We start from the raw sequence: 23,173 nt of genomic DNA on the forward strand, positions 1-23,173 counted from the left end.
CCCTGCGGCTACAAGGAAACCCGCGAACCCCCAACACGCCGGGCAACCACCGCGGGCGGCGCCCCCCCCCGCCACAGCCGCCCCGCAGCCCCAGATCGTCCCGCCACCCGTCGCCGTCCAGCCCCCGCTGCCGGAACCAGCGCCGCTGGCAGAGGCAGCGCCGCTGGCAGACGTATTGCCTGCCGCCGCCCCCGGCATCGCCGATCCCTGGGAAGGCCTGACGGCACTGAGCCTGGATGCCATCCAGACCCCTGCCGTGCCTTCGATCGAGAGCGCCATCCCGCCCGAGCAGGCTGCACTGGCCATGCCGCAGCCCGCCAAGCCGCAGCATCGCCCCCTGCTGATCCCCAATGATTTCGACCCCTTTGCTCCGCCGCCCCAGCAGGCTCGGCAGCAGGAGGAAGGCTGGGCCGGCCTGCCATCGCAAGGCACGGGCGAGCTGATACAGCAGCGCCATGACGGCATGGTCCACACCCTGCCGCTCAAGGGCCTGAGCACCGAGGCCTTGCATGATGCCTCCCATACCGGCCTGCCTTCGTGCTTCGAGCAATCCCAAAAGCTCGACCCGCTTGCGCTGTTCGACCAGGGCGGCCTGCCCCCCGATGCGCAGCCGCTGCAGCAGGCCTCGGGCCGGGGCTCCGAACTGGGCCAGGCCTTCAATCTGCCGCGCATGCAGTCGCATGCACAGCCCGCTGGGCCGGTGCCACCGCCGGGGGCGGCAGCCCCGGCCCAGCCTGCACTCCCGCCTGTGATCGATACCGTGATTCCTGCTGTGCAGGAGCAGCTTCCTGTACAGGTGGAGGCACGGGCACAGGTACCGACGCAGGTACAGACGCAGGCACCGGCGCAGGCACAGGACATTCCGGTTGCCGCGCCTGCCCCGGCGCCCGTGCCCCAGATCCCCGCCGAGCCGGCCGCGCTGGACGGTCTGCTGCCCACCAATGGACTGGATCTGGACCTCTTCAAGTCCGGTCTTGCCCATGTTGCGCCCGTCGCCAGGGCTGCCGTTGCCCCTACCTCGGCCCCCATTGACACAGGCGTCAACGTCAATATCCCCGCGGCCTCCAGCATCCTCGGCCAGGGCGACGCCGCCATTCCCATCGGCGCCCTGCCCTCCACCGCCGCGCCTGTCGATATTCCCGTGCAGCCCCAGCCGGCCGCCAACGCCGATCTGCAGGCACTGGCCGCAGCCTTCATGGAAGGCGCAGGCCTGAACCCGGCCAAGACCCATTTCGAGGTCACACCGGAATTCATGCGCACTTTCGGCGAGGCCCTGCGCATTGCCGTGCAGGGAACCATCGACCTGCTGGCCGCGCGCTCCGAGATCAAGCGCGAGTTCCGCGCCGGCGTGACCATCATTGCCACGGGGGCCAACAACCCGCTCAAGTTCCTGCCCAATTCCGAGGGCGTGCTCATGCAGATGGTCCACCAGACCTTCCCGGGCTTCATGAAGCCGCTGCCTGCCATGCAGGACGCCTTCCAGGACCTGCATGTGCACCAGCTGGCCCTGATGGCCGGCATCCGCGCCGCCTATGCCGAGGCCCTGACCCGGTTCGATCCGACCGAGCTGGAGCGCCGCACAGAAACCAACCCCGGCCTGCTGGACAAGCTGCTGACCAATGGCCGCAAGGCCGCGCTGTGGGACGACTACAAGCACAACTTCGACGTGCTGCGCCGCCATGCCGAGGACGACCTGATGGCCTTCTCTGGCCGCACCTTCGTCGAGGCCTACGAAAACGCCGAGCAGTCCGTGAAAGGCCAGCCGTGATCGCCTACCTCGACGGAGACGGCCACCGCTACAGCATCCAGGTGGCCAGCGCATCCCACAGCGGCAGGCGTTCCAGCAACGAAGACGCCATGGGCCTGATGGACCTGGGCGCCGGCGGCCTGTGCTGCACGCTGGCCGACGGCGCTGGCGGGCATGGGCACGGCGAGCTCGCCGCCCAGCTCACCGTGCAGGCCGTGGTGGATGGCTTCCGGCAGAACCCGCTGTTCGCCCCCGCCAGCCTGGCCTCCCTGATTTCCCAGGCGGAGCACCGCGTCAGCGGCCAGCAGTCCACCTCGGTCTCGCGCATGCACATGAGCGCCACCGTGGTGGTGCTGTGCATCGATCCCGAGCAGGGCCGGGCCCTGTGGGCGCACTGGGGCGACTCGCGCCTGTACTGGTTCCGCGCGGGCCGCATGCACCTGCGCACCGAAGACCACAGCCTGGTCCAGCAGCTGCTGCACGCCGGCCTGTACGAGGAGAACGACCCACGCCGCCTGCCCAACCGCAACGTGCTGGCCGGCGCCATTGGCGCCGAGGGCCAGGTGCCGCCCAGCATCCGCGCCGACGCCGTGACCCTGGAGCCCGGCGATGTCTTCCTGCTGTGCTCGGACGGCCTGTGGGAAGGCATGCACGAGTCGGAAATGGAGCAGTTGCTGGCCGCCAGCCAACGCCCCGACGAATGGATACAGCGCATGGTCGGCCGCGTCGTATCCAGCGGCAATCCGCACCAGGACAACCTCAGTGCGCTGACGGTGTGGATCTGCCCGCGTGAAACCAATGACTGACATCGAGACAGGAGAAGCCATGTGGAGATCAGAGGAATCGCAGGGATCGCAGGGGCGCCGGCAGGCGCTGCAAACGCTGGGCGCCTTGGGCCTGGGCACGGCCGTGGTGACCGGCCTGGCCGGCTGCGGCTCCCTCAACCCCCTGAGCCGCGCGCCCGAAGTGGCGCCCACAGCCGTGCCCACCGCCATTTTCGAAGTGGTGGCGGACATGGACATCAACCCGGACCGTGAAGGTATTCCCAAGCCCGTGCTGCTGCGCATCTACGAGCTGCGCGCCTCCGCCGCCTTCGACCGCGCCGGCTTCTTCGACCTGCAGGACAAGGACGACGGCCAGCTGGGCAGCGACTTCGTGCGGCGCGAGGAATTCCTGGTCGCGCCCGGCCAGCGCGAGGTGATTGAGCGCAAGGGCAACCCCGATGTGCGCGCCTTCGGCCTGTTCGCCGCCTACCGCGATCTGGAGCGCAGCACCTGGCGCGCCTCGGCCGTCGCGCCCAACTCCGTGGAGCTGCGCCGGCGCTGGTGGGGCATGGGCTCCACCGAAAAGCTGCAGCCCGTGCGCTACCAGGTGCACCTGACCCGCGAAGAGGTCACCGTCCGCATTCAACCCGCATCCCAATAAACGCACATCTATCCACCATGGTCTGGCAACGCAAAGTCATCTGGGCCGAGGGCATGTTCCTTCGGCCCCAGCACTTCCAGCAGCAGGAGCGCTTCCTGTTCCGGCAACTGCAGTCACGCAGCCTGCCGGGGCAGCCCTTTTTCTGGGGCTTCTCGGAACTGGAGCTGGACACCGATCTGCTGCGCATGGGCAAGCTGGGCATCCGTTCGGCCCACGGCGTGCTGCCAGACGGCACGCCGTTCCAGCTGCCGGGCGACGACGAGGCGCCCACCCCGCTGGACATCGGCAAGGACTTCAAGGACGTGGTGGTCCACCTGGCGCTGCCGCTGCGCCGTTTCTCGGGCAGCGAAGTGACCTTTGGCGAAGGCTCCCAGAGCCCAGCGCGCTATCTCAGCGACGTGACCGAAGTGGCGGACAGCAACGACGTGGGTGCCCAGCCCGCCGAGGTGCAGCTGGGCCGGCTGCGCCTGAGCCTGCGCCCCGCCCACGAGCTGACCGAAGGCTGGGTCAGCCTGCCTGTGGCCCATGTGGTGGAGCGCCAGGCCAGCGGCGGCGTGCTGCTGGAGCCCGGCTTCATCCCCACCGTGGTCAACAACGGGCCCAGCTCGGTGCTCAACACCTTCTGCAAGGAAATCCACGGCCTGCTGCGCCAGCGCGGCGAAGTGCTGGCCCAGCGCATGATCCAGCCCGAGCGCGGCGGCATCGGCGAGGTCGGCGACTTCCTGCTGCTGCAGCTCATCAACCACTGGACGGGCGCGGCCCAGCACTGGGTGCGCACCGCCAGCATCCACCCCGAGCGCCTGTTCGAGGAACTGCTGCGCCTGGCTGCAGAGCTGACCACCTTCGACCACGAGCGCCGCCGCCCCGAGGTGCTGCCCGCCTACGACCATGACGACCTGCGGCGCAGCTTCCCGCCGCTGATGCTGGAGCTGCGGCGCAGCCTGTCCTCGGTGCTCGAGCAAAACGCCATCCAGATCCCGCTGCACGACCGCCAGTACGGCGTGCGCGTGGCGCTGATCCCGTCCACCGAACTGCTCACCACCTGCGACTTCGTGCTGGCCGCCCATGCCCAGACCACGCCGGAATTCCTGCGTACCCACTTTCCCACCCAGACCAAGCTGGGCCCCGTGGAGCGCATACGCGACCTGGTGAACCTGCACCTGCCCGGCGTCACGCTGCGGCCCCTGCCCATTGCCCCGCGCGAGATTCCCTACCACGCGGGCTACAACTACTTCGAGGTGGACACCACGCACGACCTGTGGAACCAGCTGCAAAGCTCCGGCGGCCTTGCCATGCACGTCTCCGGCGAATTCCCCGACCTGCAACTGGAGTTCTGGGCCATCCGCCGCTGACGGCGCGACGCCTCTTCCGACATGAACAGTTCCAACATCAGCCACCAAATGCCCTGGGGCGGCGACGCCGACACGGGCCGTGCCGAAGGCGCGGCCAGCGCCGCGCCCGCGCCTGCCGGCCAGGAGCCGCTGCGCTCCAACCTGCCCGACGTGGTCAGCGGCGGCAACCCGCTGGTGGCCGCCGCCAACCGGCTGCTGAACCTCATCCCCCAGATCCGCGCCATGGTCACCAACGAGGACCCGCGCGCGCTGCAACAACTGCTGCTCGAGCACATCCGCGAGTTCGAGCAGCGCGCAGGCGCCAGCGGCGTGCCCATGGAAACCATCATCGGTGCACGCTACTGCATCTGCACGGTGCTGGACGAGACCGCCGCCCAGACGCCCTGGGGCAGTGCCGGCGTCTGGCCCAAGCACAGCCTGCTGGTCGCCCTGCACAACGAAACCTGGGGCGGCGAGAAGTTCTTTCAGCTGCTGGCCCGCCTGGTGCAGACGCCGCACCAGCACATCGACCTGATCGAGCTGCTGTACTACTGCGTGATGCTGGGCTTTGAAGGCCGCTACCGCGTGATCGACAACGGCCGCGCCCAGCTGGAAACGCTGAAGGCACGCCTGCTGCAGCTCATCGAATCCACGCGCGGCGACCGCAGCAGCCTGCTGTCCGTGCACTGGCGTGGCGTGCAGCGCCTGGCCTCGCCGCCATGGGCCATGGTGCCGCTGTGGGTGGCGGCAGCCATCACGCTGCTGCTGGCGTTCTTCATCTACCTGTGGTTCAGCTACCGGCTGTCCAACAGCTCGGACGATCTGTTCGCCGCCATCAACGAGATCCGGTTCCCGCGCACCTCGGCGGCTGCCACCGTGGCCACCATCAAGCCGCGGCTGCGCCAGTTCCTGGAGCCCGAGATCCGCGAAGGCCTGGTCAGCGTGCGCGACGAGGCCGACCGCAGCACCGTCATCCTGCGCGGAGACGGCCTGTTCGACCCGGCTGCCACCGTCGTGAAGCCCCGCTACGTGCAGGTCATCCACCGCGTGGCAGCGGCCCTGGACGAAGTGCCGGGCAAGGTCGTCGTCAATGGCTACACCGACAACCTGCCCATACGCACGGCGCGCTTCCCGTCCAACTGGAACCTGTCGCAGGAACGTGCCCAGGCCGTGTCCCAGATGCTGGGCGGCTCGCTGCGCGACCGCCAGCGCCTGCATGCCGAGGGCCGTGCCGACAGCGACCCCGTCGCCCCCAACAACACGGCAGAAGGCCGGGCGCTGAACCGGCGGGTGGAAATCGTCCTGCTGGTCGCGCCCCAGCAACGTGACCAGCAACTGCAGGCCCTGCCTGCCGCACCCGAGACCAGGAACTGATCCCATGATCCGTCGCATCGCCTCATGGCTGTTCAACCGCTACATGCTGGAGCTTCTGGGCCTGGTGGCCCTGAGCCTGCTCATCTGGTTCGTCGGCCCGCTCGTCTTCATCCAGCCCTACCAGCCGCTGGGCAGCCCCACCGTGCGCTGGTGGATCATCGCCGGCCTGTTCATCCTCTGGTTCCTGCGCCTGCTGCTGCGCTGGTGGCGCGCACAGCGCATGAACGAGCACCTCATGACCGGCCTGGCCCGCCTGACCTCGCCGCGCGAGGCGGACGGCACGCCCGCAGCAGGCTCCGAGGAAGTGGCCGAGCTGGAGTCGCGCTTCAAGGAAGCCCTGGACACGCTGAGCAAGACCCGCTTCGGCCAGACCGAAGGCGGCCTGTTCGGCCGCTGGAACAAGCGCTACATCTACCAGCTGCCCTGGTACCTGATCATCGGCTCGCCGGGTTCGGGCAAGACCACGGCCCTGATCAACTCGGGGCTGGACTTCCCGCTGGCGGCCCAGTTCGGCAAGCGCGCCATCCCCGGCATAGGCGGCACGCGCAACTGCGACTGGTGGTTCACCGACCAGGCCGTGCTGCTGGACACGGCCGGCCGCTACACCACCCAGGAAAGCGATGCGGAGCAGGACAAGGCAGCCTGGAAGGGCTTCATGCAGCTGCTCAAGCGCTTTCGCGGACGCCAGCCCGTCAACGGCGTGATCGTCACGCTCAGCGTGCAGGAACTGCTCAGTGCCAGCGACGCCGAGCGCGCCCAGCTGGCCCAGCTGATCGGCCTGCGCCTGAGCGAGCTGTGCGAGGAGCTGACCATCCGCTTCCCCGTCTACGTGCTGGTCACCAAGAGCGACCTGCTGGCGGGCTTCAACGAGTTCTTCGGCGCCATGAGCCGCGAGGAGCGCGCCCAGGTCTGGGGTTTCACCTATCCCTATGACGAAAAGACCCAGCGCTCGCCCGCCAGCGACCCGCAGGCCGCCAGCGCCCTGTACATGGAGGAGTTCGACGCCCTGGTCGCCCAAATCAACCGCCTGCTGCCCCAGCGGCTGATGACCGAGCCCGATCTTGCGCGCCGCAGCCTGCTCTACGCACTGCCCCAGCAGTTTGCCGGCCTCAAGGACGTGGTGCGCGACACGCTGGATGCGGCGTTCTCCGCCTCGCGCTTCAAGGAAAAGCCGCTGCTGCGCGGCGTCTACTTCACCAGCGGCACGCAGGAGGGCATGCCCTTCGACCGCGTGATGTCGGCCCTGTCGCGCCGCTTTGCGCTGCGTGGCCGCCTGCCGGCCGATGCCGTGCCGCAGCAGGGCCGCAGCTACTTCCTGGAGTCGCTGTTCAAGGACGTGATGTTCAACGAGTCCGGCCTGACCGGGCGCAACGCCAAGAAAGAGCGCCAGCTGCGCCTGATGCAGGCCGCCGGCCTGTGCGCCCTGCTGCTGGCCCTGGGCGGCGCGGCCCTGGCCTGGACGCTGAGCTACGAGAACAACCAGCGCTACCTGAACGAAGTGGCCGACAACGCCGGCACGCTGCGCCAGGCCGTGGAGGAATCCAAGGCCACCGACCCCGACAACGTGGTCGCCCTGGTGCCCATGCTCAACCACGCGGCGCGCGTGGCGCAGAGCAGCCGCTTCGAGGAATCGGCCCCGCTGGGCTGGCGCTGGGGCCTGCTGCAGGTGCCCAAGGTGCAGACGGCCGCCCACGCCACCTACCTGCGCCTGCTGGAAGACGCCTGGCTGCCGCGCCTGAGCAGCCATGTCGCGCGCTCGCTGCGCCAGGTCAGCACCGGCAGCCCCGAGGCCAGCTACGAAACGCTCAAGGCCTATCTCATGCTCTACGAGCCCGACCACTTCGACGCCACCTTCGTCAAGGCCTGGCTGCGCAGCGATTGGGAAAACACCCTGCCCCAGCATCTGGTGCAGGCCGGCCTGGTGGACCAGCTGTCCGAGCACCTGGACCGCCTCATCGACGGCCGCGTGGTGGTTTCCGCCCAGCCCATCGACGCCAACCTGGTCGCCGAAGTGCGCCAGCGCCTAGCCCAGATGTCGCCCGCCCAGCGCGCCTACAGCCGCCTCAAGCAGCTGTTGAACACCGGCGACAAGCTGCCGCCCGACTTCAGCGTGGTGCGTGCCAGCGGGCCCGAGGCGCCCCAGGTCTTTGCGCGTGCCAGCGGCAAGCCGCTCACCCAAGGCATCAGCGGCCTGTTCACCTATGACGGCTACCACGGCCTCTTCCTGCACGAGCTGCCCAAGGTCACCACCTTGCTGGCCAAGGAGGAAACCTGGGTGCTGGGCCAGGCCGAAGGCCGGCGCAGCGTGGCCCAGGAAGTGCTCACGGGCCAGCTGGCCAACGAGGTCAAGCGCCTGTACCTGATGGAGTACGCGCGCCTGTGGGAAACCTTCCTGGCCGACATCCGCCCCATACGCACGGCCTCGCTGGAGCAGGCCGGCGAGCAGGCCCGCCTGTACTCGTCCGCCAACTCCAGCCTGGAGCAGTTCATCCGCGCCGTGGCCCGCGAGACCACGCTGGCCCGCCGCCCGGACCAGCAGGAAGGCGGCAGCTCGGGCAGCACCAGCAGCTGGCTGGGCGAGAAACTGCAGCGCATCCGCGAGGAACAGCACCAGCTCAGCCGCCTGACCGGCAAGCCGCTGAACGTGGGCGGCATGCTGGCCACCGGCACGCTGGAGGCCGACATCGTGGACTTCCGTTTCCGCGAATACCGGCGCCTTGCCACCAGCAACGGCTCGGGCCCCGCGCCCATCACCGCCAGCCTGCAGGTGCTCAACGAGGCGGCGGCCGTCATCGCCTCGGCGCGCCAGCAGGTGATCCAGGGCGGCGGCGTGCCTCCCTCGCTCAGCGGCACGCTGGAGAAGGTGCGCTCGGAAGCCAAGCGCGTGCCGCCTCCGCTCAACAGCATGTACGAGGCCCTGGCCACGTCCACCTCGTCCTTCGTGGGAAGCAGCGTGCGCAGCACGCTGGGCGGCAACCTCAACGCCACCATCGGCGACTTCTGCCGCCGTGCCATCCTGGGCCGCTACCCCTTCACGCGCAGCGCCACGCGCGACGTGACCACGGACGACTTCGCCCGCCTGTTCGCCACTGGCGGCACCATGGACGAGTTCTTCCGCACCCAGCTGCAGACCATGGTGGACATCTCCACCGTGCCCTGGACCTTCAAGCAGGGTGTGGACGGCACGCCGGTGGGGGGATCTGCCTCGCTGGCCGCCTTCCAGCGCGCAGCCTCCATCCGCGACGTGTTCTTCCGCGCAGGCGGCAACACGCCCGGCATCCGGCTGGAGATCAAGCCGCTGGACATGGACGCCTCCATCTCCCAGATGGTGCTGGACGTGGACGGCGAAATCGTGCGCTACCAGCACGGCCCGCAAATCCCCAAGGCCGTCTCCTGGCCGGGCACGCGCGGCACCGGCCAGGCCCGGCTGCAGATCACGGCCGCCGGCGCCCAGAACACCGGCATCGTGACCGAAGGCCCCTGGGCGCTGCACCGCCTGTTCGACCGTGCCCAGATCCTGCCGGGCAACTCGCCCGAGCGTTTCACGGCCATCTTCACCATCGACGGACGCAAGCTGCGCATGGAAGTCACCACCAGCAGCGTCCTCAACCCATTCCGGCTCAAGGCCATGGAGGAATTCGAATGTCCGGACCGGCTGTGAACGCCATGACCCTCCAGCGACCCTGCGCCGCCTGGTGGGGCAAGCTGCCAAGCCAGGGCGATTTCGTCGGCCGGCGCATGCCCCACGCACTGACCATGCGCTGGGACGAGTGGCTGCGCAACGGCATGGACCAGCTGCGCAGCGATGCGGCCGACAACTGGTCCACGCGCTTCGTGCACTCGCCGCTGTGGTTCTTCCTGTGCCCCGCCTCCATCCTGGGCCAGCCCATGGTGGGCGTGATCGGGCCCAGCTCCGACCGCATCGGCCGGCTCTTTCCACTGGCCATCATGGCCACGGTGGACGGCAGCTCCGGCATGCCGGCGTCGGACCAGGACATCGAACGCTTTCTGAGCGGCGCACGCGATGCGCTCATCGACGCCCGGCGCCTGCCCCTGTCGGCCCAGCAGCTCGACGAGCGGCTGGCCACCCTGCAATGGCCGTTCCAGCAGGACGGCCGCACGCCGGACAGCACCTCCATCCACAGCCTGCTGGCGGACCTTGACATGGGCGCCTCGCAAGGCAACGCCGCGCGCCTGCCGCGCATGGACTGGCGCGCCTGCATGCGCCCGGGCTCCACCACCTCCGTCTGGTGGATCTCGGCCACGCCGCGCCACGCCCCTGACGAAGTGGTCCAGCACGAAGTGCTGCACCGCCGCCTGTTCACCCGGCTGTTCAAGGGCGCCTGAGTTCGTCCAGATCGCACCGTCCACTCCACACCATACCCAAGCAACACCGACCCGCCCATGGCCAATATCCAGGACCTGCTGACCGAGACCGCCGCCGAGCCGCCCTGCGGCCCGGACCTTACCTATGACAACGATTTCCAGGCCATGGAAAGCGCTGCGCAGGGCAAGGTAGAACAGCAGTTCGGCGACACCGTCATCCCCGCCGAGCCACCGGACTGGCGCGACGTGGAGCGCCAGGCCTCGGCCCTGATGCAGCGCACCAAGGACCTGCGCGTGGCCGTGCTGCTGTGCCGTGCCTGGACCATCCTGCACGGCCTGCCCGGCACGCTGCAGGGCCTGCAGCTGTGCGGCGCCCTGCTGGAGCGCCACTGGGAGCATGTCCATCCCCTGCCCGAGGATGGCGACGACTACTTCATGCGCATGAACGCCCTGGGCACCCTGTCGGACGTGACAGGCTTTGTGCGTGACCTGCGCAACGCCGACTTCCTGCGCGGCGCGCTGGGCCAGATCAGCGTGCGCGACGCCGAACTGATGGCCAAGGGCAACGTGCCCGAGGACCTGCCGCACCTGACCGCCGACGAATTGCGCATGGCCTCGGCCCGCGCGCATGCCGAGGGCCACGAAACCCTGCTGGCCGTCACCCCTGCGCTGCAGGAACTCGACCAGATCCGCGCCTGCTGCGAACAGCACCTGCCCAGCCACCAGCAGCCCGAGCTCGACGGCCTGCGCCAGCTGCTGCTGGCCCTCAAGCAATGGCAGCCCCAGTCCACAGGCGATGCCGACACGGCCGCTGAAACCGATCCGGCCGCACAGGCCGGTACCGGGGACGACCTGGCAGCCCAGCCCGCACCCGGCGCACCCCACACCCCGGCACGCAACCGCGAACAGGCGATTGCCCAGTTGCTGGAAATCGCCGCCTTCGTGGAGCGCACCGAGCCCTCCAACCCCGCCCCCCTGCTCATCCGCCGTGCCGCCCGCTTCATGCGCATGGGCTTCATGGACATCCTGCGCGAACTGTCGCCCGACAGCTTGGCCCAGGTGGAAGTGATCACGGGCGCCCACCTGCAGGAGCAGCAGACATGAAGGCCACACACGGACCTGCTGGCCCCGGACTTCGCTTTCAAGGAGCTGGCTGCCCCATGACACCCACACCGTCCCCCTGTTTCCACACGGCCTCTTGCGCCCTCAGCCCTTCGGTCCGCCGCAAGGCGGGACTCCAGGCTTTTTACTTCTGCGACCCATTTTTTTCTTGAAAGGAACACCCGCATGTCGCTCACCAAAACCGGCAAGAGTGGTCAGAAATTCATCGCGCGCAACCGTGCGCCGCGCGTGCAGATCGAGTACGACGTCGAGATCTACGGCTCGGAAAAGAAGGTGCAGATCCCCTTCGTGATGGGCGTGCTGGCCGATCTGTCGGGCAAGCCCGTCGATCCGCTGCCCGAAATCGCCGACCGCAAGTTCCTGGAAATCGACATCGACAACTTCGATGCGCGCATGAAGTCCATCAAGCCCCGCGTCGCCTTCCAGGTGGACAACACGCTGACGGGCGAGGGCAAGCTCAACATCGACCTGAGCTTCGAGAGCATGGAGGACTTCTCCCCCGCCGCCATCGCGCGGCGCGTGGGCGCGCTCAACTCGCTGCTGGAGGCCCGCACCCAGCTGCACAACCTGCTGTCCTACATGGACGGCAAGCAGGGCGCCGAAGAGCTGATCGGCAAGGTGCTCAAGGACCCTGCGCTGCTCAAGTCGCTGGCCGCCGCGCCCAACATCACTGCCCCGCAGGCCTCGGGCCCTGCATCCGAGGCTTGAGGCAGCACATCAGGAAGGCAAGCACGTCATGAATACCGCAACCCAACTCGAACAATCGACCCAGGCGCTGGCCGGCAGCGAATTCGGCAGCCTGCTGCAAAAGGAATTCAAGCCCAAAACCGACCAGGCCCGCGAAGCCGTGGAAGCGGCCGTGCAGACGCTGGCCCAGCAGGCCCTGGGCTCGGCGATCACGCTGTCCAACGATGCCTACCAGACGGTGCAGGCCATCATTGCCGAGATCGACCGCAAGCTGTCCGAGCAGATCAACCGCATCATCCACCACGACGACTACCAGAAGCTCGAAGGCGCCTGGCGCGGTCTGCACCACCTGGTGACCAACACCGAGGTGGACGAGATGCTCAAGATCCGCGTCATGAACATCTCCAAGAAGGAGCTGCACCGCAACATGCGCCGCTTCAAGGGCGTGGGCTGGGACCAGAGCCCCGTCTTCAAGAAGGTGTACGAAGAGGAGTACGGCCAGTTCGGCGGCGAGCCCTTCGGCTGCCTGGTGGGCGACTACCACTTCGACCACAGCCCGCCGGACGTGGAGCTGCTCGGTGAAATGGCCAAGGTGGCTGCCGCGGCCCACTGCCCCTTCATCTCGGGCGCGGCGCCCGCCATCATGCAGATGGAATCCTGGCAGGAGCTGGCCAACCCGCGCGACCTGACCAAGATCTTCACCAACACCGAGTACGCCGCCTGGCGCAGCCTGCGCGAGTCCGATGACGCCAAGTACATCGGCCTGGCCATGCCCCGCTTCCTGGCACGCCTGCCCTACGGCGCGCGCACCAACCCGGTCGATGAATTCGACTTCGAGGAAGAAACCGACAGCGGCGATCACGGCAAGTACTGCTGGGCCAACTCGGCCTACGCCATGGCGGTCAACATCAACCGCTCGTTCAAGTACTACGGCTGGTGCACCTCCATCCGCGGCGTGGAATCGGGCGGCGCGGTGGACAACCTGCCGGCCCACACCTTCCCCACCGACGACGGCGGCGTGGACATGAAGTGCCCCACGGAAATCGCCATCAGCGACCGCCGCGAGGCAGAGCTCGCCAAGAACGGCTTCATGCCCCTGGTGCACCGCAAGAACTCGGACGTGGCCGCCTTCATCGGCGCCCAGTCGCTGGCCAAGCCCGCCGAGTACTACGACTCCGACGCCACGGCCAATGCCAACCTGTCGGCGCGCCTGCCCTACATGTTCGCCTGCTGCCGCTTCGCGCACTACCTCAAGTGCATCGTGCGCGACAAGATCGGCTCCTTCCGCGAGCGCACCGACATGGAGCGCTGGCTCAACGACTGGATCATGAACTACGTGGACGGCGACCCGGCCAACTCCTCGCAGGAGACCAAGGCCCGCAAGCCCCTGGCCGCCGCCGAGGTGCAGGTGCAGGAAGTCGAGGGCAACCCCGGCTACTACACCTCCAAGTTCTTCCTGCGCCCCCACTACCAGCTGGAAGGCCTGACGGTTTCGCTGCGCCTGGTGTCCAAGCTGCCTTCCGTGAAGCAGGGCGCGAAGTAAGACTGCCCGCCTACCTGGCTCCTGGTGCCGACACGCTCGCACCAGGGCCAGGCCCCATAACAAGAAACAGGCCTGGAGAAGCTTTCCCCTCCAGGACCCAACTCAGAGAGGCTTTTCATGCCCTGGAATGTAGACAACGCCGTCGCCACCCTGCAGACCAATGCCCGCGCCAGTTCGGCCGGCTACTGCGCGCGCTATGTGCGCGATGCGATCGGCGCTGGCGGCATCGCACTGCAGCGCACGCGCGATGCCAAGGACTACGGCACCAGCCTGGTGGCCGCCGGCTTCACACGCTACGACGCCATGCCCGAAGGTGGCTACAAGAAAGGCGATGTGGCCGTGATGCAGGGCTTCACCTCATCGCCCGCTGGCCACATGCAGATGTTCGACGGAAGCGTCTGGATCTCGGACTTCAAGCAGAACGGCTTCTGGGCAGGGCCCGGCTACCGCACCCACAAGCCCGCTTTCAAGATCTACCGCCATCCCTGATGAGCCCATTGAGCCACGCCATGAACGCCTGTTCCAAAGCTTTCTTCACCCTGCTGCTGGCCGGCACGGCCTGCGCCACGGTGCAAGCCGCCCCCGTCACGACAACAGCAACGGCAGCGGACATCACCACCCTGTTCACCGACGCCCTGCATTGCCGCATCGAGTTTCCCGACGGCCGCGACGAAGCGCTGGCCCAGCGCCTGCGCGCGCAGGGCGTGACCGTGGTGGACCGCGCGCCCGGCGAAAGCCTGGACCTGCTCTACCTGTTTGCCACGCCGCTGGAGATCGATGGCACGCAGGTGTCCTCCATCACCGTGCGCGGCGGCAGCGGCAGCATTGTCGCGGCGCGCGCCACGGGCAGCCTGCAGGCCCTGGTCCAGCGCACCAAGGCCCGGCCACAGGCGCGCAGCAGCTGGAACCTGGAAGGTTTCGGCGAGCTACCCGCCCAGTACGCACGCGCCATGCCGCTCAGAAAGGGCCTGGACGAGACGCCACCGCGCATCGTCATCGGCCATGTGGCCGGCGAGGCGCCCGACGCCGTGCGCTGGGGCTGCCGCTCCTACGACGACTGACCGGGGCGCAGCCGCACCCCGCCCCTCTCTTTTTCCTGCGTTTTCACCATGCCCCTGCCCAGCTTCACCTCACAGCTTTCCCTGGACGAGCAACTCAAGGCCCTGAAGGACCAGATCCGCCAGGCACCGGCCTCGGCGCCCCTGCGCGTCTACTACTTCCAGCTGCTGTGCGTGCTGGGCGAATGGCAAAAGGCACTGGAGCAGCTGCAGCTGTGCGCCCAGCTCGACCCGTCGTGCGAGCCCATGGCGCGCGCATACCGCGAGGCCATCCGCTGCGAAGTGCTGCGCGCCGAGGTCTTCGCCGGCAAGAAAAAGCCCTTTCTCATGGGCGAGCCCGCGCAATGGCTGGCCTGCCTGATCGACGCCCTGGCCCATGAAGGAGCAGCTGCCCAGGACCTGCGCGCCCGCGCCCTGGACGAGGCGCCCGCCACCGCAGGCCACATGGGCGAGCACCGCTTCGAATGGCTGGCCGACAGCGATACCCGCCTCGGCCCCGTCTGCGAGCTGCTGGCCCACGGCAGCTACTACTGGCTGCCCTTCGACGCCATTGCACAGATCGGCTTCGAGCCCGTGCAGGACCTGCGCGACCTGATCTGGCTGCCCTGCGAGGTCACGCTGCGCGAGGGCGGCGCGCTGCAGGGCTTCATGCCTGCGCGCTATCCGCTGGCGCCCGGCGATGACGATGCCGTCCGCATGTCGCGCCGCACGCAGTGGAGCCCGCTGGACACAGGCTCCTCCGATCCTGATGAATCCTCGGGCCACGTGGCCGGCCACGGCCAACGCACCTGGGTCACCGACTCCGAGGACTTTCCCATGCTGCAGGTGCGCCAGCTCACGCTGAGCACCGCTGCCTGATCCCCCGCCCCTTTTTCATCACCCGCAAGACCAGACACCTGCCCACAATGTCCGCATCGATTGCCTTCACCCTCTTCCAAGTCAACTACGCCAAGTCCATCGCTGATGAGATGGAAAGGCGCCAGCTGGATGTCCTGGTGCTCACGCCCCTGGAGTACCTGGGCATCCTCGCGGACAAGGCACGCATCGACCCGCGGCTCGCCTCCCGGCTGCACGCCATCCTGGCGCAGACGCCGCTGGGCGAGTACTGGACCAAGGTGATGAGCCCCAACGTGGGCGAGCCCTGGGTCGCGCCTGCGGCCCTGGGCTCCATGGATGCCTACATGATCGCCAGAACCCTGCAGGCCCTGGGCATGGCCGGCGTGGGCTCCTACGTCAAGACCACGTCCAGCGGCACCTACATCATCATCAGGGGCCATGCGGGCCTGCGCGGCCACCTGCTGCGCGGCACGCGCTACCTGGCCTCCAACCCGCGCATGGTGCAGATGGGCCTGGGCATGCGCGGGCTGCAGAACGTGGCCAGGGGCGGCTTCATCCTGGGCGTGGTGGTCTCCAGCCTCATCGAGTCGCTGGACTTCATGTTCAACGACGAAAAGACCATGCACGACCTGGTCGGCGGCATTGGCGTGGAGGCCGTCAAGGCCGGCCTGGCCACCATGGTGGGCCTTGGCATAGGCGCTGCCGTGGCTGGCGCCACCGCCGTGGCCGTGCTCCCGCTGGCCGCCATGGCCGTGGCCGTGCTGGTCACAGGCATGGCGCTGAATGCAGCCGACCAGAAATGGCAGATCAAGCAAAAGGTGATTTCCGCCCTGAAATCCCTGACCGATGACACGCCCCAAGGCCTGTACCGCGTCAACACCCAGTCGCCCGAATGGAAGAAGCTGAACCAGGACAACGGTCAGCAGCCCGACGGCGACATCGCCTGCGCGCCCGGCCCCGGCAGTACCGGCCTCTTGTGCAGCATCAACCGCCAGAAGTGACAGGGACCGAATACTCCATGCAAGACCGCGTCCGCCAGAACCGCAGGAACGCCATCTGGGCCATCCCCCTTGGCATGGCCCTGCTCGCGGCCAATGCGTACCTGGTGCTGGCGGAGATTGCGCCCGACATCCGGGGCCTGCTCGATCGCGCGCCCGCCGTCAGGATCACGCCGCTGTCGCCACTGGCCATCACAGCGCTGGCGTTCCCGCTGGTGATGGTTGCAGCGGTCATCGCCAATGCCATTCCCTGCAGCAAGACCGTGCTCAAGAAGGTGGAGTACGCACTGATGGGCGTCCTCGCCATCAATGTGCTTTCCATTGCCGTGTCCTTTCTGGTGGTTGCGCCACTGCAGCACTACGCCATGCCCCGTATGGGATATGAGCGCTGCAACATCCTTCAAGGCCATCCCAGCATGTACTTCACCGACTGGGTCAGCAACCCCGCATGGTGCGTGCGCGGCAAAAGCCGGGAATGGGTGAATGAGCAGGCGCTGCTGGCCGGCGCGGCAACCGCTTCCGAAGGGGGCAGCGATGCGCATTGAAATGCCGCAGTTCCAGCAGCCAGGCCTGATCGCGGCATTCGTCCTTGCTATGGCGTGTCTGAGCCCCTGGGCTGCCGTTGCCGCCACGCCCGGCACCCTGCGCTGCGGCTGGTTCGACAATCCCACGCCCGCCAATGCCTCGCTGACCGATCGCGATACCGACTGGACCGTTGGCGTGCAGGGGGGCCACCAGGCCCAGGGCGACTGGCCGCGCTTTGCAGACCGTGACTGGGTGCGCACCGGCCATGGCAGCCACGGCTATGGCTGCGCCTGCATGAAGGTGTCCACCGATGACAAGGAGCAGATCGTGCAGATCTTCTCTGCCCGTTCGCGCCCTCTTTCCGCCTGCCGCCAAGACCCGGCGTTGAAGGCGAAGGAGCCCGTGAACCCCCTGGCGGCTGCCCGGCCGGCCGGTTCCTGAAGAAACAAGCCATGCGCCCCAGTCCCCTCAACCCCATGCCCACGCTGCGCACGCGCCAGAACCAGGCGACCGCAGCCAAGGACCGGCTGCAGCCCGCCCTGCTGGACCGGCTGACCGACCATGAGCCCCATCTGCGCACCGAGCGGCCCGATGCGGTCTTCGTGAACGAATCCCGCCTGCGCGAGGCCCTGCTGCGCGACCTGGGCTGGCTGCTCAATGCGCGCGATGCCTGGGACCACGTGGAGATGGAGGGGCTGGAGCATGTGCAGCGCTCGGTCATCAACTACGGCATGCCGCCGCTGGCCGGCCAGCTGCTTTCCGAGCTGGACTGGAGCCATGTGGAGCGCAGCATCCGCGAAAGCATCCTGGCCTTCGAGCCGCGCATCCTGCCCAAGACGCTGGCCGTGACGCTGCTGGCCTCCACCGAGCAGCTCAACCACCACAACACGCTGCAGTTCGAGATCCGCTGCCAGTTCTGGTCCATGCCCTATCCGCTGGAGCTGCTGCTCAAGACCAGCCTGGACCTGGAGACCGGCCAGGTCTCGCTGCAAAACCTCAGGGCCTGAGCCCGGACGCCGCCACACACACCATGAATCCCCGCCTCGTCGAGTACTACAACCGCGAACTGGCCTATCTGCGCGAGCTGGGCGCCGAGTTCGCCGCCGCCTTCCCCAAGGTGGCGGGCCGCCTTTCCCTGCACGACACCGATGTGGCCGACCCCTATGTGGAGCGCCTGCTGGAAGGCTTCAGCTTTCTGAGCGCGCGCATCCAGCTGAAGATGGATGCGGAGTTTCCGCGCCTGTCCCAGCGCATGATGGAAATGGTCTGCCCCCACTACCTGGCGCCCACGCCATCCATGGTGGTGGTCCAGCTCAAGCCCAGCGCCAAGGAAGGCAACCTCGTGGACGGCTTCACCCTGCCCTCTGGCAGCGTGCTGCGCACCCACAAGTCACAGGAAGAGCAGACCATCTGCGAATTCCGCACCGGCGGGCCGCTGACGCTGTGGCCGCTGGAGATACGCCAGGCGCGCCTGGGCGGCCCGGCGCTGGACCTGCCCCATGCCCTCGTGCCCCAGCTGGGCGAGGCCGGCGGCCACCTGCGCCTGCAGCTTGCCACGCTGGACGCCTCGCAGTGCATGCAGCTGGCGATGGACCAGCTGTGGGTCTACATCCATGCGGGCGATGTCGTCGCCTCCCACCTGCAGGAGCTCATCCACACGCAGACGCTGGCCATCGTTGTCCACCACCCGCAGGACCCGCGCCAGGTCTGGGACGTGCTGCAGCCCGATGCACTGCGGGCCGAAGGCCATGACAGCGAGCAGGCGCTGATTCCCTATTCGCACCGCGCCTTCCAGGGCCACCGTCTGCTGCACGAGTACTTTGCGTTTCCCGCGCGGCAGCGGTTCTTCTCGATCAACGGCCTGTCGCGCAGCATGCGCCGCATTGCCCATGACGGCGTGGGCATCACCGTGCTGCTGCGCCGCGCCGCGCCCACGCTGGAGCCGCAGATCGACGCGGCCAAGCTGCTGATGCACTGCATTCCGGCCATCAACCTGTTCGAGTACACGGCGGACCGCCTGCATGTGGCCTCCAACGTGCACGAGTACCACGTCATTCCCGACCGCACGCGGCCGCTGGACTTCGAGGTCTACGGCGTGCAGGCCGTCACCGGCCACCACGAAGGCAAGACCCAGGACCGCGAATTCGCGCCGCTGTACGCATCCACGCACGGCCTGCACTCCACCGAGCAGGCCTACTTCACCACGCGGCGCGAGCCCCGGCTGTTTTCCGAGCGCAGCCTGCGCAGCGGACCGCGCACGCAGTACCTGGGCTCGGAAGTCTTCATCTCCCTGGTAGACCAGCGCGAGGCCCCGTTCTCCGACGACCTCAAGCAGCTGTCCATGCACACCCTGTGCACCAACCGCGACCTGCCCCTGCTCATGCGCGTCAACCAGCCGGGCGGCGACTTTGCGCTGCAGGAATCGGCGCCCGTGGAATGGGCCCGCGCCATCGCCGGCCCCAGCGCGCCCATCCCCGCCGTGGCCGACGGAGGCCTGACCTGGCGATTGATCTCCCACCTGAGCCTGAACTACCTGGCCATGACCGATCTGTCCGACGAGGAAGGCGCGGCCACGCTGCAGGAGCTGCTGCGCCTGTACCTGGACCTGGGCAACCACCAGTTGGCCGGGCAGATCGCCGCCATCCAGGGCATGCGCATCGAACCCATCACGCGCCGCCTGCCCCAGCACCGCCAACTGGTCTACGGCCGCGGCGTGGGCGTACACCTGAGCGTGGACGAGCCGGCCATGGCCGGCGTCAGCCCCTGGCCCCTGTCCAATGTGCTGGAGCGATTCTTCGCCCGCCATGTGGGCGTCAACAGCTTCACCGAGCTGCAGTTGCACTCACGCCAGCGCGGCCCCATCGCGCGCTGGACTCCTCGCCCCGGACAAAGGCCCGGCATATGAGCAACGCCGCCCACGCCCCCCTGCCCGAACCGGAACACCTCCAGTCTGCGGCTCCGGCTCAAGCTCCGGCGCCCGCGCGTGCGCCCGTGCAGGCCACCGGGCCCGAAGACGCCCGGGCGCGCCTGTTCTGGCAGCGCCTGAGCGCCAGGCCCTACCAGTTCGACCTGATGCACAGCCTGCGCTACCTGCAGGCACGCCATCCCGCGCTGCCGCGCCTGGGCCAGGCCACGCGCCCCAAGGACGAGCCGCTGCGCCTGGGCCAGGACCCGTCGCTGGCTTTCGCCCCCGCCACCATTGCCGAAATCCTGCCCTCGCGCGCCGGCGAGCCTGAGCGCATGACGGTCTGGAACTTCGGCCTCTACGGCCCCAACGGCCCGCTGCCCACGCACATCACCGAGTACGTGCGCGAGCGCCTGCGCCAGCATGACGACGCCACGCTGGCACGCTTTTCCGACATCTTTCACCACCGCATGCTGCTGCTGCTGTTCCGCGCCTGGTCGGACGCACAGCCCACCGCATCGCTGGACCGCCCGGGCGAAGACCCCTTTGGCCGCTACATAGACAGTTTCATAGGCGCCGGCCTGCCCAGCCAGCGCGCGCGCGACGACGTGCCAGACCACGCCAAGCGCTTCATGGCCGGCCATCTGACCCGCTGGACGCGCAACCCCGAAGGCCTGTGCCAGGCCCTGTCGCACTACTTCCAGATTCCCGTGAAGCTGGAAGAAAACTGCCTGCACCACCTGGAGCTGGAGCCCGAGCAGCAGACCCGGCTGCAGGGCCGCCCCTGCAACTCGCGCCTGGGCGTGGACGCCGTCGTGGGCTCGCGCGTGCCCGATGCGCAAAGCAAGTTCCGCCTGGTGCTCGGCCCGCTGGGCCTGGAGCAATACAGGCAGCTGCTGCCCCAGGCCGCACTGTTCCAGACCCTGGTGGACTGGGTGCGCAACTACCTGGGCATCGAATTCGCCTGGGACTACGTGCTGGTGCTGCGCCGCCAGGAAGTGCCTGCCGCCCGGCTGGGCAGCAGCACCCAGCTGGGCTGGACCACCTGGCTCACCCACGCCGAGCCCGCCCAGGACGCGCGCGACTTCCGCCTGGACCCCGAAGCCTGGCTGCGCCAGCGCCGCCAGCCCGTGCGGGGCCGGCGCCCCGGCCCCGGCCCCAGTCCTTGAACCACTGAATCACCGAACCACTGAATCACCACTTCCCTGCTCGCACACATGCCCACCGTACAGATCAAGTTCCCGCACAACGCACCGGTCCCTTCCACACTGACGCTGGTCGAAGGCAACCGCCTGCGCGTCAAGATCGAGGCCGTCGCAAAGACCTACAAGCTGGGCGCCAGGATCGATGCGCCCAGCATTCTTGCGGCCCAGCCCCCCGTACACAACGCCCGCGCCGACAGTTGGCAATTCGACTTCGTGGCGCAGCAGCCCGGGCTCACCAAGCTCAGCATCGTGGCGGTGCAGGGAACCGGGCTCAGCGTCATGCCCGCAGCCATCACCGTGCAGGTGGAGAAAAGCATTTCGCTGCCTGCGGAGAGCACGACGGAGGGGATGCTGGCAAGGCTGTTCCTGGCGGAGAACACCTCGCCCGCACTCGGTGGCTCAAGCTGGCGAATTGAAGACATTCGGACTTCCATGCAATGGATGCGGCGCGTGATCGAAAACCGCCTCAAGAGCCCGAATCCCGGGGATTTCATGGCACGTGGCGCCACCAGCGAAAAAGACATCGTCATGGCAAACGACCGTGGATCGGTCCAGTTCCACGGGTTCAACCTGTATCCCACGCTGCCATCCGAAATGGCAGGAAACCTTCAAAAGTATCTCCAGAACGCCAACAACGGCCTTCACCCGCAGCGCAAGGCCTATCTGGATTTTGTGCAGGCCGCCATCGACATCGCCCAGGCGCCAGTGCCCCCGGACCCCACGTCCACAGGGCTCTTCGGTTGGAAAACCAACGAAGCTCCCCAGCCAGGCCCCGAATTCCGCGAACACAAGACCCTGTCCGGCAACACGTTCTACACCCATACCCGCTTGCGCAAGAAGGACTGAAGCCCATGCCTGAACTTCAACAAGCCCTCCAGCGACTGGGCTCCCCCAGCCACCACGGCCATTGCGCAATGCCTGCCCTTGCGAAGCCTGCCAGCGTCTCGGTCGGTCTCGCACGGGCCGCATGCCTGACCCTCCTCGCAGTCGCAAGTTGGCAGGCTGGCGCTGCGGCACCGGCAGACACAGCCGATGCCGCACCAAAACCCGCCGCGGCCGCCGACTTCTCGCGCCCGGCCTCTCACTACGTGGCATCGGTTGCGGCCCTTCGCAACTATCTGCAAGCCAAGGACGAAGCCAACACCCCCCAGAAAGCCCAGAGCAGGCAGCACTTTTGCTTCGTGCAGCAGCACAACCGCACCGTAACCCCTGCGCGCTCATCGGTCTGGATGGTCTGGCTGGAAGGCGGCCAGATCGCCAATCTGGGGCAGCGCCGCTTCACCGCCAAACCATCGCCGGATGAAGCGCAATGGGACGGAGATGCCTTGGCCGAAGCCAAGGCCATCCACCTCGCGACCGACGTTCGTGAAACGGCGCAGGAAACGACCGGCAGCAGCATCCTCGTCGAGCGTGCCTGGGTGGACCTGCTGCTGGCGCAGTGCAAGGCCAAGGGCCGCACCATCAAAGTGGCTCCTGCCCGATAGCCGAATGCCGCATCTCCACCAATCCTGGTTGCCGCCCAGCCGGATGTGCCGGATGGCCTGTCTGGTGGCCGCGCTGGCCCTGCCCGCAACAGTCCTGGCTCTGGCCAATGCTGCGGCAGACAACGGCAGCCCTGCGCCAGCAACCTCCCAGGGTCTCCCTCCTGACGACTTCTCACGTCCCGTCAAGGCCGGCATCCCTTCGCCTGCCGTACTGCGCGCCTACCTTCGACTCAAGCTGCAGTACGCAGACATCTCCTTGGCGGGAAGGCGTCAGCACTTTTGCTTTGTCCAGCAGCGCTCCGCGCCGCCCGAAGATCCAAGCCCCTTCGTCTGGATGATCTGGCAAGACGGCGGCGAGATTCTCAGCCTGGGCTCGCTGTTGGCCCCGGCACATGCCACGCCGCAGGAGGCCGAGGAGTACGGCGAAGGCATGGCGCGCAACAAATCCATCCGCCTGGCCACTGGCGTCCGTGAAACGGCAGAGGAAATCACCGGCAGCAGCTTCCTCGTCGAACGCGCCTGGGTCGACCGGCTGCTGACGCAGTGCCAGGCCAAGGGCCGCAAGGTCGAAGTCCGCCCCCTCCGCTAGCCGGCATGCCCGGCCCC

Annotated in this window: 22 protein-coding genes; all 22 read left to right on the forward strand. The window is 67.8% G+C overall.

What is annotated here, in order from left to right:
* The first annotated feature begins 175 nt into the window (after positions 1-175).
* The 22 genes from tagH to BW39_RS16355 all read left to right on the forward strand — a co-directional run bounded on the left by tagH (position 176) and on the right by BW39_RS16355 (position 23,156).
* Positions 176-1,768, forward strand: coding sequence for a type VI secretion system-associated FHA domain protein TagH (gene tagH / locus BW39_RS16250; RefSeq protein ID WP_235264218.1), 1,593 nt, complete (start codon positions 176-178; stop codon positions 1,766-1,768).
* Positions 1,765-2,553: a PP2C family protein-serine/threonine phosphatase gene (locus BW39_RS16255; protein ID WP_043823002.1), complete on the forward strand. Its 789-nt coding sequence runs from the start codon at positions 1,765-1,767 to the stop codon at positions 2,551-2,553. The genes tagH and BW39_RS16255 overlap by 4 nt, the downstream gene beginning before the upstream one ends.
* A gap of 19 nt (positions 2,554-2,572) precedes the next feature.
* Entirely contained in the window at positions 2,573-3,172 is a 600-nt protein-coding gene (gene tssJ, locus BW39_RS16260; protein WP_043823004.1) for a type VI secretion system lipoprotein TssJ, read from the forward strand.
* Between the two features lie 17 nt (positions 3,173-3,189).
* The gene (gene tssK, locus BW39_RS16265) at positions 3,190-4,524 is read left to right on the forward strand and encodes a type VI secretion system baseplate subunit TssK (RefSeq protein WP_012205669.1); all 1,335 of its coding nucleotides are present in this window, start codon (positions 3,190-3,192) and stop codon (positions 4,522-4,524) included.
* A 21-nt stretch (positions 4,525-4,545) separates the two neighbouring features.
* Positions 4,546-5,877, forward strand: a complete 1,332-nt coding sequence (locus BW39_RS16270) for a DotU family type VI secretion system protein (RefSeq protein WP_013802364.1) — start codon at positions 4,546-4,548, stop codon at positions 5,875-5,877.
* A 4-nt stretch (positions 5,878-5,881) separates the two neighbouring features.
* Positions 5,882-9,538 carry a type VI secretion system membrane subunit TssM gene (gene tssM, locus BW39_RS16275; protein WP_043823006.1) on the forward strand — a complete coding sequence of 1,219 codons (3,657 nt, stop codon included), beginning with the start codon at positions 5,882-5,884 and terminating at the stop codon, positions 9,536-9,538.
* Positions 9,520-10,224, forward strand: a complete 705-nt coding sequence (gene tagF, locus BW39_RS16280) for a type VI secretion system-associated protein TagF (RefSeq protein ID WP_013802362.1) — start codon at positions 9,520-9,522, stop codon at positions 10,222-10,224. The genes tssM and tagF overlap by 19 nt, the downstream gene beginning before the upstream one ends.
* Before the next feature lie 57 nt (positions 10,225-10,281).
* Entirely contained in the window at positions 10,282-11,307 is a 1,026-nt protein-coding gene (gene tssA, locus BW39_RS16285; RefSeq protein WP_043823009.1) for a type VI secretion system protein TssA, read from the forward strand.
* 183 nt (positions 11,308-11,490) lie between these two features.
* Positions 11,491-12,033 (forward strand): type VI secretion system contractile sheath small subunit, encoded by a 543-nt coding sequence (gene tssB, locus BW39_RS16290; RefSeq protein WP_012205675.1) that lies wholly within the window; start codon positions 11,491-11,493, stop codon positions 12,031-12,033.
* A gap of 28 nt (positions 12,034-12,061) precedes the next feature.
* Complete coding sequence (gene tssC / locus BW39_RS16295) at positions 12,062-13,555, forward strand: type VI secretion system contractile sheath large subunit (RefSeq protein ID WP_012205676.1); 1,494 nt, start codon at positions 12,062-12,064, stop codon at positions 13,553-13,555.
* A gap of 117 nt (positions 13,556-13,672) precedes the next feature.
* Entirely contained in the window at positions 13,673-14,044 is a 372-nt protein-coding gene (locus tag BW39_RS16300) for a hypothetical protein (protein ID WP_013802359.1), read from the forward strand.
* A 20-nt stretch (positions 14,045-14,064) separates the two neighbouring features.
* Entirely contained in the window at positions 14,065-14,616 is a 552-nt protein-coding gene (locus BW39_RS16305; protein WP_013802358.1) for a hypothetical protein, read from the forward strand.
* A 48-nt stretch (positions 14,617-14,664) separates the two neighbouring features.
* Positions 14,665-15,471: a type VI secretion system accessory protein TagJ gene (locus BW39_RS16310; RefSeq protein WP_043823011.1), complete on the forward strand. Its 807-nt coding sequence runs from the start codon at positions 14,665-14,667 to the stop codon at positions 15,469-15,471.
* Between the two features lie 47 nt (positions 15,472-15,518).
* Positions 15,519-16,451: a hypothetical protein gene (locus BW39_RS16315; RefSeq protein ID WP_043823013.1), complete on the forward strand. Its 933-nt coding sequence runs from the start codon at positions 15,519-15,521 to the stop codon at positions 16,449-16,451.
* Between the two features lie 17 nt (positions 16,452-16,468).
* Complete coding sequence (locus BW39_RS16320; protein WP_043823015.1) at positions 16,469-16,993, forward strand: hypothetical protein; 525 nt, start codon at positions 16,469-16,471, stop codon at positions 16,991-16,993.
* Positions 16,983-17,414, forward strand: a complete 432-nt coding sequence (locus BW39_RS16325; RefSeq protein WP_052155359.1) for a DUF4087 domain-containing protein — start codon at positions 16,983-16,985, stop codon at positions 17,412-17,414. The genes BW39_RS16320 and BW39_RS16325 overlap by 11 nt, the downstream gene beginning before the upstream one ends.
* Positions 17,415-17,425: 11 nt before the next feature.
* Entirely contained in the window at positions 17,426-17,980 is a 555-nt protein-coding gene (tssE, locus tag BW39_RS16330; RefSeq protein WP_012205683.1) for a type VI secretion system baseplate subunit TssE, read from the forward strand.
* A gap of 23 nt (positions 17,981-18,003) precedes the next feature.
* Positions 18,004-19,878: a type VI secretion system baseplate subunit TssF gene (gene tssF, locus BW39_RS16335; protein ID WP_043823016.1), complete on the forward strand. Its 1,875-nt coding sequence runs from the start codon at positions 18,004-18,006 to the stop codon at positions 19,876-19,878.
* Positions 19,875-21,047 (forward strand): type VI secretion system baseplate subunit TssG, encoded by a 1,173-nt coding sequence (tssG, locus tag BW39_RS16340; RefSeq protein WP_043823018.1) that lies wholly within the window; start codon positions 19,875-19,877, stop codon positions 21,045-21,047. The genes tssF and tssG overlap by 4 nt, the downstream gene beginning before the upstream one ends.
* A gap of 48 nt (positions 21,048-21,095) precedes the next feature.
* Complete coding sequence (locus BW39_RS16345) at positions 21,096-21,929, forward strand: hypothetical protein (protein ID WP_043823020.1); 834 nt, start codon at positions 21,096-21,098, stop codon at positions 21,927-21,929.
* 5 nt (positions 21,930-21,934) lie between these two features.
* Complete coding sequence (locus BW39_RS16350) at positions 21,935-22,567, forward strand: hypothetical protein (RefSeq protein ID WP_043823021.1); 633 nt, start codon at positions 21,935-21,937, stop codon at positions 22,565-22,567.
* Between the two features lie 4 nt (positions 22,568-22,571).
* The gene (locus tag BW39_RS16355; protein WP_235264219.1) at positions 22,572-23,156 is read left to right on the forward strand and encodes a hypothetical protein; all 585 of its coding nucleotides are present in this window, start codon (positions 22,572-22,574) and stop codon (positions 23,154-23,156) included.
* Positions 23,157-23,173: the final 17 nt, after the last annotated feature.

Origin of the sequence: Delftia sp. RIT313 (genome assembly GCF_000632165.1) — a bacterium.
Classification (GTDB): Bacteria; Pseudomonadota; Gammaproteobacteria; order Burkholderiales; family Burkholderiaceae_C; genus Comamonas; species Comamonas acidovorans.

What these genes read in the sequence shown, in the direction of transcription:
- tssJ (WP_043823004.1), top strand. Translation starts at nt 2,573, where the DNA reads ATGTGGAGATCAGAGGAATCGCAGGGATCGCAGGGGCGCCGGCAGGCG.
- tagF (WP_013802362.1), top strand. Translation starts at nt 9,520, where the DNA reads ATGTCCGGACCGGCTGTGAACGCCATGACCCTCCAGCGACCCTGCGCC.
- BW39_RS16355 (WP_235264219.1), top strand. Translation starts at nt 22,572, where the DNA reads ATGCCGCATCTCCACCAATCCTGGTTGCCGCCCAGCCGGATGTGCCGG.
- BW39_RS16325 (WP_052155359.1), top strand. Translation starts at nt 16,983, where the DNA reads ATGCGCATTGAAATGCCGCAGTTCCAGCAGCCAGGCCTGATCGCGGCA.
- BW39_RS16320 (WP_043823015.1), top strand. Translation starts at nt 16,469, where the DNA reads ATGCAAGACCGCGTCCGCCAGAACCGCAGGAACGCCATCTGGGCCATC.
- tssC (WP_012205676.1), top strand. Translation starts at nt 12,062, where the DNA reads ATGAATACCGCAACCCAACTCGAACAATCGACCCAGGCGCTGGCCGGC.
- tssE (WP_012205683.1), top strand. Translation starts at nt 17,426, where the DNA reads ATGCGCCCCAGTCCCCTCAACCCCATGCCCACGCTGCGCACGCGCCAG.
- tssB (WP_012205675.1), top strand. Translation starts at nt 11,491, where the DNA reads ATGTCGCTCACCAAAACCGGCAAGAGTGGTCAGAAATTCATCGCGCGC.
- BW39_RS16300 (WP_013802359.1), top strand. Translation starts at nt 13,673, where the DNA reads ATGCCCTGGAATGTAGACAACGCCGTCGCCACCCTGCAGACCAATGCC.
- tssF (WP_043823016.1), top strand. Translation starts at nt 18,004, where the DNA reads ATGAATCCCCGCCTCGTCGAGTACTACAACCGCGAACTGGCCTATCTG.
- tssA (WP_043823009.1), top strand. Translation starts at nt 10,282, where the DNA reads ATGGCCAATATCCAGGACCTGCTGACCGAGACCGCCGCCGAGCCGCCC.
- BW39_RS16270 (WP_013802364.1), top strand. Translation starts at nt 4,546, where the DNA reads ATGAACAGTTCCAACATCAGCCACCAAATGCCCTGGGGCGGCGACGCC.
- tssG (WP_043823018.1), top strand. Translation starts at nt 19,875, where the DNA reads ATGAGCAACGCCGCCCACGCCCCCCTGCCCGAACCGGAACACCTCCAG.
- tssK (WP_012205669.1), top strand. Translation starts at nt 3,190, where the DNA reads ATGGTCTGGCAACGCAAAGTCATCTGGGCCGAGGGCATGTTCCTTCGG.
- BW39_RS16310 (WP_043823011.1), top strand. Translation starts at nt 14,665, where the DNA reads ATGCCCCTGCCCAGCTTCACCTCACAGCTTTCCCTGGACGAGCAACTC.
- BW39_RS16350 (WP_043823021.1), top strand. Translation starts at nt 21,935, where the DNA reads ATGCCTGAACTTCAACAAGCCCTCCAGCGACTGGGCTCCCCCAGCCAC.
- tssM (WP_043823006.1), top strand. Translation starts at nt 5,882, where the DNA reads ATGATCCGTCGCATCGCCTCATGGCTGTTCAACCGCTACATGCTGGAG.
- BW39_RS16315 (WP_043823013.1), top strand. Translation starts at nt 15,519, where the DNA reads ATGTCCGCATCGATTGCCTTCACCCTCTTCCAAGTCAACTACGCCAAG.
- BW39_RS16305 (WP_013802358.1), top strand. Translation starts at nt 14,065, where the DNA reads ATGAACGCCTGTTCCAAAGCTTTCTTCACCCTGCTGCTGGCCGGCACG.
- BW39_RS16345 (WP_043823020.1), top strand. Translation starts at nt 21,096, where the DNA reads ATGCCCACCGTACAGATCAAGTTCCCGCACAACGCACCGGTCCCTTCC.